Origin of the sequence: Paraburkholderia polaris (assembly GCF_012927345.1) — a bacterium.
Classification (GTDB): Bacteria; Pseudomonadota; Gammaproteobacteria; order Burkholderiales; family Burkholderiaceae; genus Paraburkholderia; species Paraburkholderia polaris.
The window spans coordinates 21,767-38,754 of sequence record NZ_JABBGJ010000014.1 but is presented as its reverse complement, the minus strand read 5'-3'; the positions used below and the strand labels follow the sequence as shown (position 1 = coordinate 38,754).

The 16,988-nt window shown below is 62.4% G+C and carries 12 protein-coding genes; 9 read left to right on the top strand and 3 right to left on the bottom strand.

Annotated elements, in window-relative coordinates; genetic code table 11:
* Positions 1–145: 145 nt before the first annotated feature.
* Both HHL24_RS14565 and HHL24_RS14560 read right to left on the bottom strand, forming a co-directional pair.
* Positions 146–598 (bottom strand): GDP-mannose mannosyl hydrolase, encoded by a 453-nt coding sequence (locus HHL24_RS14565; RefSeq protein WP_169486161.1) that lies wholly within the window; start codon positions 596–598, stop codon positions 146–148.
* A 200-nt stretch (positions 599–798) separates the two neighbouring features.
* A complete protein-coding gene (locus HHL24_RS14560) occupies positions 799–2,982 on the bottom strand; it encodes a hypothetical protein (RefSeq protein ID WP_407947506.1) in 2,184 nt (727 codons plus the stop codon).
* A gap of 909 nt (positions 2,983–3,891) precedes the next feature.
* On the opposite strand from HHL24_RS14560, the gene HHL24_RS14555 reads away from it, so the two are divergent.
* From HHL24_RS14555 to HHL24_RS14515, 9 genes are all read left to right on the top strand, one after another.
* Positions 3,892–4,878, top strand: a complete 987-nt coding sequence (locus tag HHL24_RS14555; protein ID WP_169486159.1) for a helix-turn-helix domain-containing protein — start codon at positions 3,892–3,894, stop codon at positions 4,876–4,878.
* 103 nt (positions 4,879–4,981) lie between these two features.
* Positions 4,982–6,583 carry a sugar phosphate nucleotidyltransferase gene (locus HHL24_RS14550; protein ID WP_169486158.1) on the top strand — a complete coding sequence of 534 codons (1,602 nt, stop codon included), beginning with the start codon at positions 4,982–4,984 and terminating at the stop codon, positions 6,581–6,583.
* A 57-nt stretch (positions 6,584–6,640) separates the two neighbouring features.
* Positions 6,641–8,026 carry an undecaprenyl-phosphate glucose phosphotransferase gene (locus HHL24_RS14545; protein WP_169486157.1) on the top strand — a complete coding sequence of 462 codons (1,386 nt, stop codon included), beginning with the start codon at positions 6,641–6,643 and terminating at the stop codon, positions 8,024–8,026.
* Between the two features lie 67 nt (positions 8,027–8,093).
* Entirely contained in the window at positions 8,094–9,233 is a 1,140-nt protein-coding gene (locus tag HHL24_RS14540; RefSeq protein ID WP_169486156.1) for a polysaccharide biosynthesis/export family protein, read from the top strand.
* Positions 9,234–9,282: 49 nt separating this feature from the next.
* Complete coding sequence (locus HHL24_RS14535; RefSeq protein ID WP_169486155.1) at positions 9,283–11,517, top strand: polysaccharide biosynthesis tyrosine autokinase; 2,235 nt, start codon at positions 9,283–9,285, stop codon at positions 11,515–11,517.
* A 91-nt stretch (positions 11,518–11,608) separates the two neighbouring features.
* A complete protein-coding gene (gene gmd / locus HHL24_RS14530) occupies positions 11,609–12,727 on the top strand; it encodes a GDP-mannose 4,6-dehydratase (RefSeq protein ID WP_169486154.1) in 1,119 nt (372 codons plus the stop codon).
* Between the two features lie 5 nt (positions 12,728–12,732).
* Positions 12,733–13,692 carry a GDP-L-fucose synthase family protein gene (locus HHL24_RS14525; RefSeq protein ID WP_169486153.1) on the top strand — a complete coding sequence of 320 codons (960 nt, stop codon included), beginning with the start codon at positions 12,733–12,735 and terminating at the stop codon, positions 13,690–13,692.
* Positions 13,693–13,806: 114 nt separating this feature from the next.
* Positions 13,807–14,949, top strand: coding sequence for a glycosyltransferase family 4 protein (locus HHL24_RS14520; RefSeq protein ID WP_169486152.1), 1,143 nt, complete (start codon positions 13,807–13,809; stop codon positions 14,947–14,949).
* Positions 14,950–15,007: 58 nt separating this feature from the next.
* Positions 15,008–16,342 carry a glycosyltransferase WbuB gene (locus HHL24_RS14515; RefSeq protein WP_169486151.1) on the top strand — a complete coding sequence of 445 codons (1,335 nt, stop codon included), beginning with the start codon at positions 15,008–15,010 and terminating at the stop codon, positions 16,340–16,342.
* Between the two features lie 31 nt (positions 16,343–16,373).
* Here the strand turns inward: HHL24_RS14515 and HHL24_RS14510 are convergent, their stop codons facing one another.
* Positions 16,374–16,871: a hypothetical protein gene (locus HHL24_RS14510; RefSeq protein WP_169486150.1), complete on the bottom strand. Its 498-nt coding sequence runs from the start codon at positions 16,869–16,871 to the stop codon at positions 16,374–16,376.
* Positions 16,872–16,988 lie beyond the last annotated feature (117 nt).

Genomic DNA, 16,988 nt, shown 5'->3' with positions numbered 1-16,988 from the left:
TTGATTCGAGCCCTGACGGTGAGCTCGATCATACTGTATCGGCGTGGTCCGCCACGTTGGCGAACTCACAGTTGGCATCGCTTTTGCACGCCGGCAATGGGCCATGCCGGTAGCGGGGCTGTTGGCCCCAACGGTAGCCTTGGCGTCAGCGGAAATAAGCCTTGGTGTTCTCGTGAACATCGGCGCGCGCGAGCAGTTCCGAAGGCGCGAGCCAGAGATATTCGCTGTGCTGGTCGAGCCGGCCGACTGAGACGGTGCTGGTGAACTGCAGCGCATAGGCAAGCACGATGTAGTGCGTCGACACGTCGGGCTCGGCGGCGAAGTTGTCCTGGTAGTGGTGCTCGAAAACGCCTTCGAAGCGTGCGGTCGAGCGCGCCAGCTTTGCAATGCCCAATTCGGCGTCGGCAATGCGTGCGAACGCTGCGTCGAGCGTTTCGTCTTTATGAATGCGCCCGCCAGGAACGAACCATGTGCCGCGCGCAGGACGATTGCGCCGATGGCCGATCAACACGCGACCCTCAGCGTCGCTGACGATCAGATCGATCGCGACCAGTGGCGTGAGACGCACCACGTCCAGGAAATCGATCTCGGTCAGCATGTCATCTCCTGCGGGGCGTGCGGCGATTGAGCGTGAGGGCGATCCTGACGGCGCTTGCAGTCGTGACGATGCCACCCGCTTGGATCTTACGTGCGCACGCAACGGACCGCTCTGTCACGACACGCCGAAGTATCGGCGCATCGCGACAGTGAGCCGTGCTTATCGCAGCCCCCGGCGCGGCCGCTACATGCACGGCACCGCTAGCGAGGAACGTAACCCTCCGGGGTCATGACTGCGTCCTTGAAGACGCCGACGTTGGCGGAGACCACATAGAGGGGCGTTGGCGAGAGCTTGAGGCTCGCGACGCCGTCGCGATACGGCAAGTTCGATGGGTTGCCCATCATGTCGAACACCGTTACTTCGCCCGACGTGCCGGGCGCGTCGACCCGCAGACGATAGTCTGCGCTCTGGCTCGCGCTGAAGCCGGTTTTGGCGTTCCATGCGTCGTTGTCATGCGTCCATAGTGCGGTCACGATCTTGCCGCCGCCGAGGCGGCGGAATGCGTACGCGTAAACGCCTTTTGGCAGACCCTTGAGCGGCCCGAGCGTATCCGTTCCGTCGATGATCCGTGTCATCGCCGCCACCGCGAGCGCGGCAGGTTTGGGGCTGATGCGAACGGGGCCGTAGGCGCCGTCCGGATGATCGAGTTCGAAGAAGATCCCGTAGCCTCGCGCGGCGTCCGGCATGTCCGCCAGGTAGAACACATAGGTCATGTCCGCGCCTTCGCCGAGCAGGATGAGATGCGTGCGCGCCACGACCGCAGCTTGCGCATACAGCACGTCTGCGCCCGGATAGTTCTTGCCGTACGCCTGACCGATGTCGTAGCTGATGCCGGTTTCGGTGACGAACAGCGGCGCGCCCGGCTTCAGGTACTGATGCAACTCATGGCGCAGCGCGCGCATCGCGGCGGGCAGCGCGCCCGGCACGGTGCCCTGATTGCCTGGGTCGGCAACGCGCTCGGGGGGATGCGACGGTGTCGTGCCGATGTCGTAATACCCGTGAATGGTCATGCCGTCCATATATCGGCCGATTCCAAGCGGACCGAGACGGCGCATCCACTCGACATTGGCCTGCACCGAGGCGTACGTCACACCCATCACCACGGCGTGCGGGTCTGTCTGATGAATACCCTCCCAGACGGCCTTGTACATCGCGACGAAATTCGCGTCGGAATCGCGCCAGGGCAGGCCACCATCGGCGTCAGGTTCCCATGTGACCTGATAGTAGTTGTCGCGTTGTTTGGGGAAGTAGGTTATCCGCGTGCGGTTGGACTCGGCGCCGACTTTTGCCATGTAGTCCTTCATTTGCGCGAGCGAGGTCGGCGCGTAGCTATGCGTCTCTTTGCCGTTCGGACTTACCCACTGAGGAATGCCGTCAAGCTGGATCAGGCGCATGATGTCGCCGCGCCGGAAGTAGGGGAGCAACTGCTTGCTCGCGGGATCGAACGTGCCCGCGTTTTTCGGCTCCTCCATATACCAGTTGCGGTTGTCGTTCGCCCATGAAAGGCCGAGCGCCGTATAGACCGGCCGGTAGCCGTCGCCGTCGCAGCAATGTTGCCCGGGCGCAAGGTAGGCGGTGCCCTGTCCGCCGAATCGATGCAGGTCTTCGTAGGGAAAGCGTACGGCGGGTAAGGCAGCCGAGGTGTCGGGCAGCACGCCGAAGGTGGCGATGCCCGCAGGACGTGTACCGCGCGATTCGAGCTGGCCGTGTGCGCGTTCCAGCGAAGCCGAGACGGCGAAGTAGCCGGCAATGCTCGACGCGCAACTGAGGGTCGATAGTGTGGCGCCGGCCGCAATGGGGAAGCGGCCGCTGGCGCGCACGGCATTCCAGCTGTCGCGGATCTGCCAGTTGAGCGTGTCGTTTTGCGTCGGACGCGCCGTGAAGACGAGCGCGAAGGGTTTATCCGCTGCGAACAGGCGCGTGCCGTCGCTCGGCGTGTCCGCTTCCAGCAGATCGCCGTTTGCTGCCGCGCGCACCTGTGAGGAGGGCGCGGCACAGCGCAAGCCCTGTCCCGGCGGCGCCTTCAGTCCAGTGGGCGCGGTGGCTGCCGATTCCAGTGTGGTGTCTTTATTCGCGGAGGCTGCCGCAGCCGCCTTGGCCGCCGTGCTCGGATCGACCGCGGTGAGCGCAACCGCGCAGCGCTTCTCCACCCCCGGCGCTGGATCGCCGAACACACCGTTATTGCAATCGGCGCTGTTCAAGAACGTCTTTATGACATGTTGCTCGACTGTGCCGTACAGCACGTCGCGCGATCCGCTGAACCGGCAGGTGCCGTATTCGGCCGCGCAGGGTCGCCACTTTCTGCCGTCGACGCTCAGATCGGCATTGCTTGCGCTGTCGGGACCGGCTGAAGCCCCCGCCGCACTACACGATGAGGCCATCATGCATAGCAGGAAAAATGCCGCCGCCGAGGCAGCGACGCGCAGCGCAAACCCGTGAGCGGCACAGCCCCTGGCGAGCGGTCGCAGCGCGCGATATTCGCGTACATTCGACATGTGTTCCCCGTGTCGTTCGACGTATATGTTCCGATGATAAAGCGTCGCCGGACTGCTAGTTGACCAGGTCAGACCCGCCTTAGGCTACTTCGTGTCGCAAGCTGTTGCGGAAACCGCATAGGCTATTTCCGCAATCCGATGGCGGAATCGTACCGCCTCTCATCCGACAGAATGCGCCATTGGCCCGTCTATTGCGACGCGGGCTAAAGTTGTCTTATTGCCGTGTTTCACGTTTGTAACATTAATCGTCATGTTTATATTCCCCGGATCCAATAACAACGAATTAAATAATTTTGTCTCTCAAAAAGTGCTTATATTGGATGCTGCTTTACATGCCTCTGCCGACCGAAAATATCGTCATAAGAAAGAGCCTTGGGCATCTGGTAAGAGCAATGACTGGTGCAAGCAAGGCGGCTGCGCTCATTCTGGCGACGTGACGGAAAGAAGTCACTTCAAATCTGCGGAACGGTGGGCGGATCAAATTGTAACTCGCGCGTTTTGAGTAGCGATCGTATGTGTGCTAACGCACAAAAAATTGCATTAATTAGCATTAAGATTCACGGATCGAAAACTCATTCATATGCAGAATCAGCATTTAATTTGTTGAAAAATCAGTAGTGTCGGGATTGTTCCGAAAATCACTGGCTGGCCACCATAGCGAAACGCCAACATGTCTGCGCTTTCGGTCATGGCGGCTAAATGCTTGATGGGGGATGACTATGATGCACTGCACAGAGCATCCCTCTGTGTGGGCGTTCGAGATTGAAAAGTAGATCCGTTTCTGTTGAGAGGATGACTATGACCTGCGCGAGTCTCGAGTCAGCAATGCTGCGCTGGGTGCACGCACCGAACAAGGGTATGCGTCGCATCGCAATTCTGATGTTCAACGATTGCTCGCTGCAGGGCGCGGGCGTGGTTGCCGAGGTGTTCCAGGCTGCGAACGAACTGGCATCGTCCGGCTCGGGCGGCTGGTTGTATGACGTTTCCTTCCTGTCGGCCGATGGTGGCATGGTGACCTCGTCATCCGCACTGCGGGTCTGGACCGACGGACTCGATGCGCGGCATTACGTCGGCTTCGACGCGTTGTATGTCGCCGGTGGCAAAGGCGCGTTCGCAGCAGCCAGTGACGAGCGCCTGATCGCCTGGTTGCGACGCGTTCGTCGCAATACCGGCATGATCCGGCCGATCGCCGAAGGGCGCGCGCTGCTCGAAGCGGCGTATGTGCCGGACAGCAAGGAAAGTGGCGATTTCCACCAGTCGCAGCCGGCGCCGTCGCGCCAGGCCGAGCAGAACGGCGATGCGGGCGACCGGCTTGAATCGATGCGAAGCGCCCTCGCCATGATCAAGCGCGATCTCGGCGGCGCGACCGCCCGTACGGTGGCCGAGCGCCTGCTCGCCGATTCGTGCTCGAACCTCGCGCCGCTGCTTGGCGAAGACGGCGGTTTGAGCCCGGGCGACAAAGTGCGCGCGGCGGCCCGCTGGCTGCAAGAGAATTGCCAGCAGTCGATTTCGATTGCCGATGCGGCTCAGTTCGCCGCGATGAGCGAGCGCAACTTCCTGCGCCGCTTCAAGATGGAAATGGGTATCACGCCTTCGAGTTTCCTGTTGCATGAGCGCCTCGCGGTGACCTGCAGCCTGCTAACCGAGTCGGAATTGCCGGTAGACAAGATTGCGCGGCGCACCGGCATGGGTAACGGTGACCGTCTCGCGAAGGTGTTCCGCAAGCGGATGAGAATTTCCCCCACTGAGTTCCGGATTCAAAGCCGCCGCATGGTCGGCGGATAACGCACGCGTCGCGAACCGGCTGAGCGCGCTTACTACGCGATATTTTCGCGTGGTGCCTGGGTAAGTCATTCGTCTACTTCAGAAAACTTTAAGGAATGCGAATATGTTGACTAAGGGGGGTGTGAGCGCTGCGTCGGCGAGCCCGGACAGCGCAAGTGCCGGGAGTGAAGGCGCGCATTGCGCGCGCATCGTCCCGGTCATTCTTGCTGGTGGCTCAGGCACGCGGCTGTGGCCGGTGTCGCGTGAAAACTATCCGAAGCAACTGATCGACGTGGTCGGCTCCGACTCGCTGCTGCAGGCGACTGCGCGGCGTATGGACGGCTTTCCCGCCGGCTGGAACGTAGACGTGTCGCCGATCATCGTGTGCGGCGAAGAACACCGGTTTGTGATTACCGAGCAGCTTCTTGAAAACGGCGTGAACGCGCGTTTGATCGTCGAGCCTGCGCGGCGCGATACGGCGCCGGCGTTGACGCTCGCGGCGTCGCTCGCATGCGCGGACGGCGACGATGCGATTCTCATCGTCATGCCGGCCGACCATTCGATTGCGGACCTGCCCGCGCTGCAAGGCGCGCTGGAACGTGCCGCCCGGTACGCGGCACGGGGCTCGATCGCCACGCTGGGCGTGCCGCCCACGCGCCCCGATACGGGCTTCGGCTATATCCGCATCGGCGCGCAATTACCTGATGGCGGTCATGCGATCGACGGCTTCGTCGAGAAGCCGGCCGAGGAAATCGCCGCGCAGTACGTCGCCGCGGGCACGTATTGGTGGAACGCCGGGATCTTTGTCGTGCGGGCGCGTGCGTGGCTCGATACGCTCAAACGCCTGCAGCCTGAGATGCACGCGGCCTGCGAACGCGCATTCGTCAACGGCCACACCGAAGGCGCGTATTTTCGTCCCCTGCTGGACGCTTTCCTGAGTTCGCCCGCTGACTCGATCGACTATGCGGTGATGGAGCGGCTCACTGACGTGAGCGACATGGGCGCAACGAGCGAGGGCGCCACGGACGATGCGGCCGCGGCCCACGGCACGGACCCGCAAGCGCAAGGATCCGACGCGAATCCGTCCGGCGTGGTGGTGCGTCTCGATGCGGGCTGGTCGGATCTCGGCTCCTGGGACGCCGTCTGGGCTGCGATGGACAAGGACGCCAACGGCAATGCCGGGCGCGGCCGCGTGACGTTCGAAGGCGCGGTGTCGAGCTATGCGCATTCCGAAGGCCGGCTCGTCGCCTGTGTCGGGACGACCAATGTGGTGGTCGTCGAAACGGCGGACGCCGTGCTGGTGGTCGACCGTTCACACGTGCAGGACGTCAAGGGCCTGGTGTCGCGCATCAAGGCGCAGCACGCCCCCGAGGCTGATTCGCATCGCAAGGTGCGCCGCCCGTGGGGTTTTTACGATTCCATCGACCATGGTGAACGCTTCCAGGTGAAGCGCATCGTCGTCACGCCGGGCGCGAAGCTTTCGCTGCAACTGCATCACCACCGGGCCGAGCACTGGGTCGTCGTGCGCGGTACGGCGCTCGTCACGCGGGGTGAAGAGCAGTTCCTGCTAAGCGAAAACGAATCGACCTACATTCCGCTCGGCACGCGGCACCGGCTCGAGAACCCCGGGAAAGTGCCGCTCGAAATCATTGAAATCCAGTCAGGCACGTATCTCGGGGAAGACGACATTGTGAGGTTCAACGACAACTACGGCCGCTGCTCCTAACAGCGCGCACGGGGTCATCTGCGGAAAAGAACGAACGGCCAGGACGAGGTAAGCAAAATGCGCAAGTTTCAGGATTTGCTCGCGCGAGTTTTCGATGTCGCGCTGGTGCTCGTCGGGGCGGCAGTGGCGTCGCAGATCCGCTTCGATTACCTCGCTCAATCCGGGTTCTATTGGGCGCTCGCGATGTTTTCCGCTGCCTTTGCGCTGGCCATCTTTCCGGCGTTCGGCGTGTATGAGTCCTGGCGCGGCCGTTCCAAGCTCGCGCTGGCCGGGCAGGTGTCGCTCGCATGGCTGATGGTGCAGGTCAGTGCGCTCGTGCTGATGTATTCGCTGCATCGCATCGACTTCGTATCGCGGCTGTGGTTCTCGTACTGGACCGCGGTGGCGGGTGGCCTGCTGATCGCTTACCGGCTGATCACGCATGCGGTGCTGGCGCGCGCGCGCAGTGCCGGCCTGAATCTGCATCAGGTCGCCATTGTCGGCAGCGGCTCGCAATGCGACGCGATCATTCGCCGGATCGATTCGGCGCCCGGCACAGGCTTCCGCGCCACGGCCGTCTACAACACGCGTCCTGACGTGTCTGCCGTTACCTGCGCGCGGGTGCCCGTCTGCGATACGGTGGATGCGCTTGCCGACTACATTCGAACCAACGACGTGCATGAGCTTTGGCTCATGTTGGCGCTTGCCGAAGAGCCCCTGATCTGCAAGCTGATCAGCGAGTTTCGCGATGATCTGGTGAATATTCGCTTCATGCCGGATGTGCGCAGCATTGCATTGTTCGATGGCAGCGGCGTGATCGATCTGCTCGGTGTGCCGGCGATCAACCTCGTCGCCTCACCGCTGTCCGCCAGTTCGATGCTGAAGAAGGAAATCTTCGACCGCCTGTTCGCCGCCGCGGCGCTGATCGGCCTGGCGCCCATCCTGCTCGCCATTGCGATCGCGGTGAAGCTCTCGTCGCGCGGCCCGGTTCTCTTCAAGCAGAAGCGTAAAGGCGCGGACGGCCGCGTCTTCACGATCTACAAATTCCGCTCGATGCGACTGCATATCGAGCAAAAAGGCGTGGTCAAGCAGGCGACGCGCAACGATGAGCGCGTCACGAAAGTCGGCGCATTTCTACGTCGTACGAGCCTTGACGAACTGCCGCAGTTCTTCAACGTGTTGCGTGGCGACATGTCGGTCGTCGGACCGCGTCCCCATGCACTCGAGCACGACGACCTCTATCAGAAAGTGGTCGCCGGCTATATCAATCGCTATCGGATCAAGCCGGGGATTACGGGTTGGGCGCAGATCAACGGCTTTCGTGGCGAAACCGACCGCATCGAGAAGATGGAGCGTCGCGTCGAGCATGACCTGTATTACTTGGGGCATTGGTCGTTTGCGCTCGATATGCGGATTATCGGCGCGACGATTGTCGCCGGACTGGTGCATCGAAACGCTTACTAAGCAGTTAACAAGCACGCTGGGCGCTACCTCCTCCGAGGACAGTTCCCTGGCACAAGGAGGAAACACCATGAGCTCACTTGGTATACGCACGGGAAGTCTCGTGATTTTCACAGCTACAGCACTGCTTTCCGGATGCGGGATCGTACCTGGTCAACAGATGATTACGCCCGCCGCGGTTCAGGACACGGGTGGGGATTTCAGCACGGAAGCATCGCAGCAACAGCAGATACCGATTACCGATATCAACCTCGCGCTGCTGCGCAAGATGAACGCGGTTCATACGTCCGCGACACTGCCGCCGGAGACGACCGCGCTGTTCGGCAAACCGACGGCTTACAAGGTCGGCCCCGGCGACGTGCTGCAGATCGTCGTGTGGGATCACCCGGAACTCGCCGCCGCGCTCGGCCAGCCCGCGCAAAACGCGAAAACGACGGATGCCGCGCCCGGTTTCCTGATCGACGAAAACGGCGACGTGCAGTTCCCGTACGCGGGCACGGTGCATGTGGCAGGCAAAGACGTCGCATCGATCCAGCGGGACCTGCATAAGCGTCTGAGCAACGTGTACCAGAAGCCTGAGGTGACGGTGCGGGTGGCCTCGTTCCGGAACGCGCAGGTCTACGTCGACGGAGAAGTACGCACGCCTGGCGCGCAGTCGGTCACCGACATTCCGTTGTCGTTGACGAGCGTGATCAACCAGGGCGGCGGCTTCAGCCCGAATGCGGATCGCAGCCGCGTCGAGCTGATCCGCAACGGCGTGACGTATCCACTCAACGTGGACGACCTGATCAAACGCGGCCGCAATCCGTCGGACATCTACCTCCAGGCCGGCGACATCGTGCGGGTGGCTTCGCGCGAAGACAGCGGCGTGTATGTGATGGGCGAGGTCAACAAGCCCGCGACCGTCCTGCCGATGCGTAACGGTTCGCTGACGCTTTCGCAGGCCATTTCCGACAGCGGCAGCTTCGACTCGAACACGGCGGCGGCCAGACAGTTGTTCGTGATCCGCAATTCGACAAGCGAATCGCCGCAGGTGTACCACCTCGATGCGACCTCGCCGGTGTCCATGATCCTTGCCAATCAGTTCGAGCTCCAACCGAAGGACGTCGTGTACGTCGGTCAAGGCGGATTGGTCCGCTTCAACCGCGTGTTGAACCTGCTGCTGCCGGCGATCAATGCGGCTGTGACGGGTGCCGTTCTTGCGAAATAACAACCGTGCAACGTGACCTTGAACCGCCGGGCTTTGTTGGGTGAACAAAATGGCAATCAACTTCGAAAACCGCTACACCGACGTGTCCGGACCGGACGAGCTGCATCTGTCGGACTATCTGCGCACGATCGTGAGGGGTTGGCGCACGATCACGATGGTGACCTTGATCGCGCTCGCGCTGGGGTGCGCGTACGCGTTTCTCGCGCCGCCGACGTATCGCGCGGATGTGCTGTTCCACGTCGAGGACAAAACGGCCAACGCCAACGCGAACGGCAAGGATTCCTTGCCGCCGCTCACTGGCATGTTCGACACCAAGCCCTCGACAGCGGCGGAGATCGAGTTGCTGAAGTCGCGTCTCGTCACCGAGGAAACGGTCAAGAACCTGCACCTCGACATTACGGCTTCGCCGCGCTACATGCCGCTCGTCGGCGGGATGATCGCGGGGTTGGTGAACGGGCAATGGGGCTTCAAGTTGCCGTCGTTCATCAACCTGTCGGGCTACGCATGGGGTGACGAGAGCATTGCCGTGTCGCGCTTCGACACCTCGAAGGAACTCTACGACACCACCTTCACGCTGATTGCGGGCGAGGGAGGTTCGTACGTGCTGCGCGACAAGAACGGTATCGCGATTCTCTCCGGCCATGTCGGCGAGACCGTGGAAACCGACACCGCCGACGGCCCGATCGCGTTGCACGTCGATAAGCTGGTCGGCGCTCCCGGCTCGCGTTTCGAACTGCAGCGCGCCTCGACGCTGGGGACCGTGGATCGCTTGCAGAAGGCACTCGTGGTCGCGGAGACCACGCTGCAGTCCGGCGTAATCCGCACGAGCCTCGAAGGCGGCGACCCCGCGCTGACCGCGGCGATCGTCAACAGCATGGCGCGTGAATTCGTGCGTCAGGATGTGGAGAGCCGTTCGACCGAAGCGGAGCATATGCTGGCCTTCCTCGATCAGCAACTCCCCGGCTTGCGCAAGGAACTCGACGACGCCGAGCAACGCTATAACAAGTTCCGCAACCAGCACGGCACGGTCGATCTCGGTGAAGAAAGCCGCCTGCTGCTCCAGCAGGTCGTCGACAACAAGACGAAGCTGCTCGATTTGCAGCAGCAACGCGCGGAGATGTCGCAGCGTTTCACGGCGAATCACCCGGCGGTAGCCGCGCTCGATGCACAGATCGCGGCGTTGCAGGGCGCAGCGGCCAGCATGAACCGCAGCGTGGCCGTGATGCCGGATACCGAGCAGACCGCGTTGCGTCTGCTGCGCGACGTGCACGTCGACACGGAGCTCTATACCAATCTGTTGAATAGCGCGCAGCAACTTCGGGTGGCGAAAGCCGGCCAGGTGGGCAACGTGCGGGTGGTGGACTTCGCCGAAACGCCTGACGAGCCGGTGCGTCCGAAGCGCGTGCTGGCAATCCTGATCTCGCTCGGCGGCGGCTTGCTGATCGGCATCATGCTGACCTTCTTCAAGCGCGCGATGTACGGCGGCGTGGAACGTCCGGACGAACTCGAAGCCGTGCTCGGCGTACCGGTGTTCGCGATCGTGCCGCGCAGCCAGACTCAGCTGCGTTTGCAGGAGAACGTCATGCTGCGGCGTCGTGGGCTTCATGTGCTCGCGCAGCAGGCGCCGGAAGACATCGCGGTGGAAGGCGTGCGCAATCTGCGGACCTCGTTGCAGTTGTCGCTCGATCACGCGGAGAACAACGTCGTGATGATCACGGGTTCGCGGCCCGACACCGGCAAGTCGTTCCTGTCGGTGAATCTGGCGGCGCTGGTGGCGTCGGCGAACAAGCGGGTGCTGATTATCGACGGCGACATGCGGCGCGGCGACGTCCACTCGCATTTCGGTATCGGGCATCAACCAGGCCTCTCGGACGTGTTGAGCGGCGGCGATCTGACGGCGATGATCCAGCGCGATGTGCTGCCCGGGCTCGACGTGCTCGCCAAGGGCACGCTGCCGTCGCATCCGTCCGAATTGCTGATGAGCAAGCGCTTCGAAACGATGCTCGAGGAATTGAAATCGCACTACGACATCGTGATCGTCGACACGCCGCCGGTGCTCGCCGTGACCGATTCGACGGTGATCGGCAAGTACGCCGGCACGACGCTGCTGGTGGTGCGCCACGGCCGCCATCCGCTGAATGAAATTGCCGAGACAGCCAAGCGGCTGTTCAACGGCGGTGTATCGCTCAGAGGTGTATTGCTCACCGATGTGCCTCAGGAAGGGGCATTCCTCGGTTCCGGTTATCAAGGCGGTTATTACGGATACGACAGTATCGCCGGTTGAGGGCTGACGCAGCGGCGGCTCCATAACGGGGCCGCTCACTCGAGCGTACTGTGGCACCGGCATCGTAAAGGCTAACTAGGTGGAGAACTCCATGAAACGCAAGGTCGCGTTGATCACCGGCATCACTGGACAGGACGGGTCGTATCTTGCCGAGCTTCTGCTCAGCAAGGATTACGACGTACATGGCATCAAACGCAGAACATCCCTGTTCAATACGGACCGGATCGATCATCTCTATCGCGACCCGCACGATCCGGATCAGCGACTCTTTCTGCATCACGCGGACCTGACGGACTCGACCAGCATCCTGCGCGTGATCCAGCGCGTGGAACCCGACGAGATCTACAACCTCGCGGCGCAGAGCCACGTGGCGGTCTCGTTCGAGGAGCCGGAATACACGGCTAATGCGGACGGCCTTGGGGCCCTGCGGATTCTCGAAGCGATCCGGATTCTTGACCTTCAGCACAAGACGCGCTTTTACCAGGCCTCCACCTCGGAGCTGTACGGCCTCGTGCAGCAGGTGCCGCAGTCCGAGACCACGCCGTTCTATCCGCGCAGTCCGTATGCGGTCGCCAAGCTGTTTGCGTACTGGACCACGGTCAATTACCGCGAGGCGTATGGGCTCTATGCCTGCAACGGAATTCTGTTCAACCACGAATCGCCGGTGCGCGGCGAGACCTTCGTGACGCGCAAGATCACGCGCGCTATGGCGCGCATTGCGGTGGGCATGCAGAAGACCTTGTATCTCGGCAATCTGTCGGCGTTGCGCGACTGGGGTCATGCGCGCGACTACGTGGAGATGCAATGGCGCATGCTGCAACAGGAGCAGCCGGAGGACTACGTCATCGCCACCGGCGTGCAGTACAGCGTGCGTGAGTTTGTTCAGCATGCCGCCGCTGAGTTGGGTGTCACGGTGCGTTTCGAAGGCACCGGCGTGGATGAAGTCGGCATCGTCGAGAAGGTGGAAGGGCGCGAAATCAAGATGTCGCCCGGGGATGTGATCGTGCGCGTCGATCCGCGCTACTTCCGGCCCGCCGAAGTCGAGACGCTGCTGGGCGATCCGTCAAAAGCCCATGCGAAGCTCGGCTGGCAACCAACCACGCCGTTCAGCGCGCTCGTCAAGGAAATGGTGCGGGCGGACTATCAGATTGCAAGACGTGACGCGCTTGTCACGCTGGCCGGTTTCACCGCGCTGGAACACCACGAGTAACGGCGATGAACAAACAAGCACGCATCTTTGTCGCGGGCCACCGTGGCATGGTCGGCTCCGCGCTGGTCCGGCGGCTAAACGCCGAGGGTTACCACAACCTCGTCACGCGTTCGAGGGCGGAGCTCGACCTCACGGATCAGGCTGCCGTGAACGGCTTCTTCGAGCGGGAAAAGATCGACGTGGTGCTGCTCGCGGCCGCGCGGGTGGGCGGCATCCTTGCCAATGCGTCGCGGCCGGGTGAGTTCATCTATGACAACCTGGTGATCGAAACCAACGTGATCCATGCCGCGTATCGCGCGCAGGTGGAGCGGCTGGTGTTTTTCGGTTCGTCGTGCATTTATCCAAAGCAATGTCCGCAGCCGATCCGCGAAGAGTATCTGTTGACCTCGCCGCTCGAGCCGACCAACGACGCTTACGCGATTGCAAAGATCGCCGGTCTCAAATTGTGCGAGGCGTACAACCGTGAATACAACACGCAGTACGTCTCGTTGATGCCGACCAATCTGTACGGTCCCAACGACAACTACGACCTGAACAGCAGCCATGTTTTTCCGGCTCTGCTGAGGAAGGCGCACGAAGCAAAGGTGAACGGCTCCGCGACCCTGACTGTGTGGGGCTCGGGCACGCCGCGCCGTGAGTTTCTGCACGTCGACGATCTCGCCGCAGCGACGCTTTTCGTGCTCGAGCACAACGTGACAGAAGGCCTGTTCAACGTCGGGGTGGGTGAAGACCTGTCGATCCGCGAGCTGGCTGAATGCATCTGCAAAGTGGCTGGCTTCGAGGGGGAACTCGTGTTCGACGCGTCCAAACCCGACGGCACGCCGCGTAAGCTGCTCGACGTATCGCGGCTTACGAAAATGGGCTGGCACGCGACCATTGGCCTTGAGGAGGGCATCGCGTCCACGTATCGGGAATTCGTTGAGTTACACGCCGGCTCGACACCAGCCGCCGCCATGCAGGTATAGGCGCGCACTGAAAGGCCGTTGAGCTCGGTTCCGGAATTGAGGGCGCGCGTGAGGCGTTGCGCACGAATAGCGTGCAACGCACACAGGGACGATTTTTCGAGGAGTGGCATAAAAATGACAGCGTCAGTCACGATCTTCCACAACGTCGTGTGGTCGCGCCACAAAGGTGTCGTGTTCTCCGCCTTGCATAACATTTCGTCATCCGGAGCGATTCGCTACTCGATGGTGCAGATTGCGGATACCGAGCACGACCGTGTCGGCTTTTCGGATGTGGACTATTCGTACCATCGCTACCCGATGCAGAAGCTGTTCGACGGTTGCTACGAAGATGTGCCGACGATGAAGATGATCGCGCGGCTCACGTGGGAAGTGTTGCGGACCAAGTCGGATCTGATCGTTCTGCCGGGCTACCACCGTCCGGAATACTGGGCAATGCTGGCGGCGTGCATCGTGACCGGCAAGCGGCGCGCGGTGTTCTGCGATTCGACCGCGCGCGACCGACCGAAGAAACTGCTTACGTCGATTCCGAAGCGCGTGTTCTTCTCGCTCTGCGACGGCTATTTCGGTTTCGGCGAGCGCAGCCGCGAGTATCTGTTGTCACTCGGCGCGAAGCGCGACAAGATTTTTGTGCCGTGTCAGGCCGCCGCATTGCCTGGATCGTTTTCGCCGGAGCGCGCGCTGGTCGAGCGGATTGCGGCACGCGTCGGCAACGCTCCAATTTTTCTCTACGTCGGCCGTCTTTCAGAAGAGAAGGGTATCGGCACGCTGATCGAGGCGTTCGCCGGCTTGCGGCGCCGTATTCCAGCGGCGAAGTTACGCATTGTCGGCACGGGGCCGATGGCGGACGCGCTGCACGCGAAGGTGGCTGACCTCGAACTGGGCGACGCGGTGACCTTCGCCGGCAGTTTGCAGGACGAGCCGCTCACCCGGGAATATTACGGTGCGACCTGCATGGTGCTGCCGAGCTACAGCGAGCCGTGGGGACTCGTCGTCAACGAGGCGCTTGCGCATGGCTGCCCGGCGGTGGTCAGCGAGAGTTGCGGCTGTGTGCCGGAGCTGGTGATCGACGGCGTGAGCGGCTATGCGTTCACGGCGGGCGATGTCGCCGGACTGCAGCGCACGATGCTCAAGGCGACGGAGGCTTTCGCCGACGCGGGCGGCACGGCGCGCCGTTGCATGGATGTGATTCGCCGTTTCGATCCGCCTTCTGCCGCCGCCAATATCGCTCGTGGCTGCGCGCTGATGCTGAGCGATTGACGCGCCGTGCGGCGCCGTCGTACATGCAAATAAGCTCTAACACGTTCTGGCAGCCACAATGAAGATCCTGATCTACGGCCTCAATTACGCGCCTGAACTGACAGGAGTGGGGAAGTACACGGCGGAAATGGCTGTGCTTCTGGCCAGCCGTGGTCACGAGGTTCGCGTGGTGTGCGCGCCACCCTATTACCCCGAGTGGCACGTTGCTGCGGGCTATGTGTCCTGGCGGTATCAGCGCGAGATGCGCGACGGCGTGACGATCTGGCGCGCGCCGCTGTGGGTGCCGGCACGTCCCAGCGGCCTGAAGCGGATGTTGCATCTGGCGAGCTTTGCGGCGAGCTCGTTGCCGCTGCTCGCCCGTCAGGTGCTGTGGCGCCCCGATACGGTGACGCTGATCGCGCCAACCCTGATGTGCGCGCCTGGCGCGCTGGCGCTCGCGCGTATCGCGCGCACGAGCGCCTGGCTGCATATTCAGGACTTCGAGGTCGATGCGGCGTTCGATCTGGGACTTCTGAAAAGTACGCGGGCAGCCCGCGTGGCGCGTTGGATCGAAAGCACGCTGCTGCGGCGCTTCGATACGGTGTCGTCGATTACGCCGCAGATGAGTGCGCGTGCGGTGGTCAAGGGGGTCGAGCCTTCGCGGGTCGTGTGCCTGCCCAATTGGGTCGATGTGTCGACCATCTTTCCGCTTTCGCGCGCGAGCGACTACCGGCGTCTGCTGAGCATTCCGGTTGACCACAAGGTGGTGCTGTACTCGGGCAACATGGGCGCGAAGCAGGGCATCGAAACGCTCGCCGATGCGGCGGCATCGCTTGCCGCGCGTGCCGATATCACCTTCGTTTTCTGCGGCAGCGGCGCCGCGAAAGCGAGTTTGCTCGAGCGCTGCGCCGGATTGACGAATTGCGTTTTCATTCCGCTGCAACCGGCCGAACAGCTGAACGAACTGCTCAATCTCGCCGACATCCATGTTCTGCCGCAACGCGGCGATGCCGCGGATCTGGTAATGCCTTCGAAGCTCACCGGCATGTTCGCAAGCGGGCGTGCTGTGGTAGCCATGGCGCGGCCCGGCACGGGTCTCTACGACGTGGTGTCGTCGCGCGGCGTGGTCGTGCCGCCAGACGACGTCAAAGCTTTGGCGGCGGCGATCACGGTATTGGCAAGCGATCCCGAAGGCCGCGCGGCGCTCGGCAAGGCCGCACGCGATTATGCGGAGCGCGCGCTATCGCCAGAGTCGACAATTGGCACCTTCGAGGAACGGCTCGCGACGCTGGTTCGTGAGTCACGTGGCAAGCGCGCAAAGGTGGAGGCACCGTATTTCGGTGGCCCCAAGTCCTCACCCGCCGCGGTCCGGCAGCAAAAGCCAGCTACCACGGAGGAAGCCGCGCCGGATTGATCCGGCACGCGGCCATCTCATGAATGCGATATCACCACGGGGACTTGTAGACGGCGTGCTTGCCCGGATCGTACGGATCGGCGTAAGTGGTTTTCGCTGCGCCTTCGGGCATCAGGGCCGCATTCGGATCGCCTGGCTGGCCGGCCACGCGTACCTTGCCGTTGGCTGCGGCCTGCGCCTTGTTGCGCTGGCCTTTGCCCACCGCCGGCTGCGCGCCTTGGCCGCCCAACACCGTCATGCGTTGTTCGTCGAGCAGCGCTGCCTGCTGGGCGTCGGCCGTATTGCCTTGCTGTGCGTCTGGCGAGCCGTATTCGCGTGGGGCGCCGAGCAACTGTGCTTCGCTGTTGCGATGCGCGGCACCCGGGTTGGCGGGCGCTGCTGCGGTGGGGACGCCGTAGCTGGTCGCAGCCGTAGCGGCAAGGGCCGGCGCAGCGGGCGCGGGTGCTGCATTCTGCGCGATCGCCGGTGCGGCACACGTAGCGATGGCGAGAAGCAGCGAGGTAGTTGTATGCCGAAACGAGATGGTCATCGTATGCCCCAGGGAGTTGCGGTCGCAATAGAGCTATCGTGCGCCAACCAGTACGCGTGTAGCCGCCAAAACGCTTGCCCGGACAGCCATGAAGCCAGGTTCAGTAAGGACTCGAAA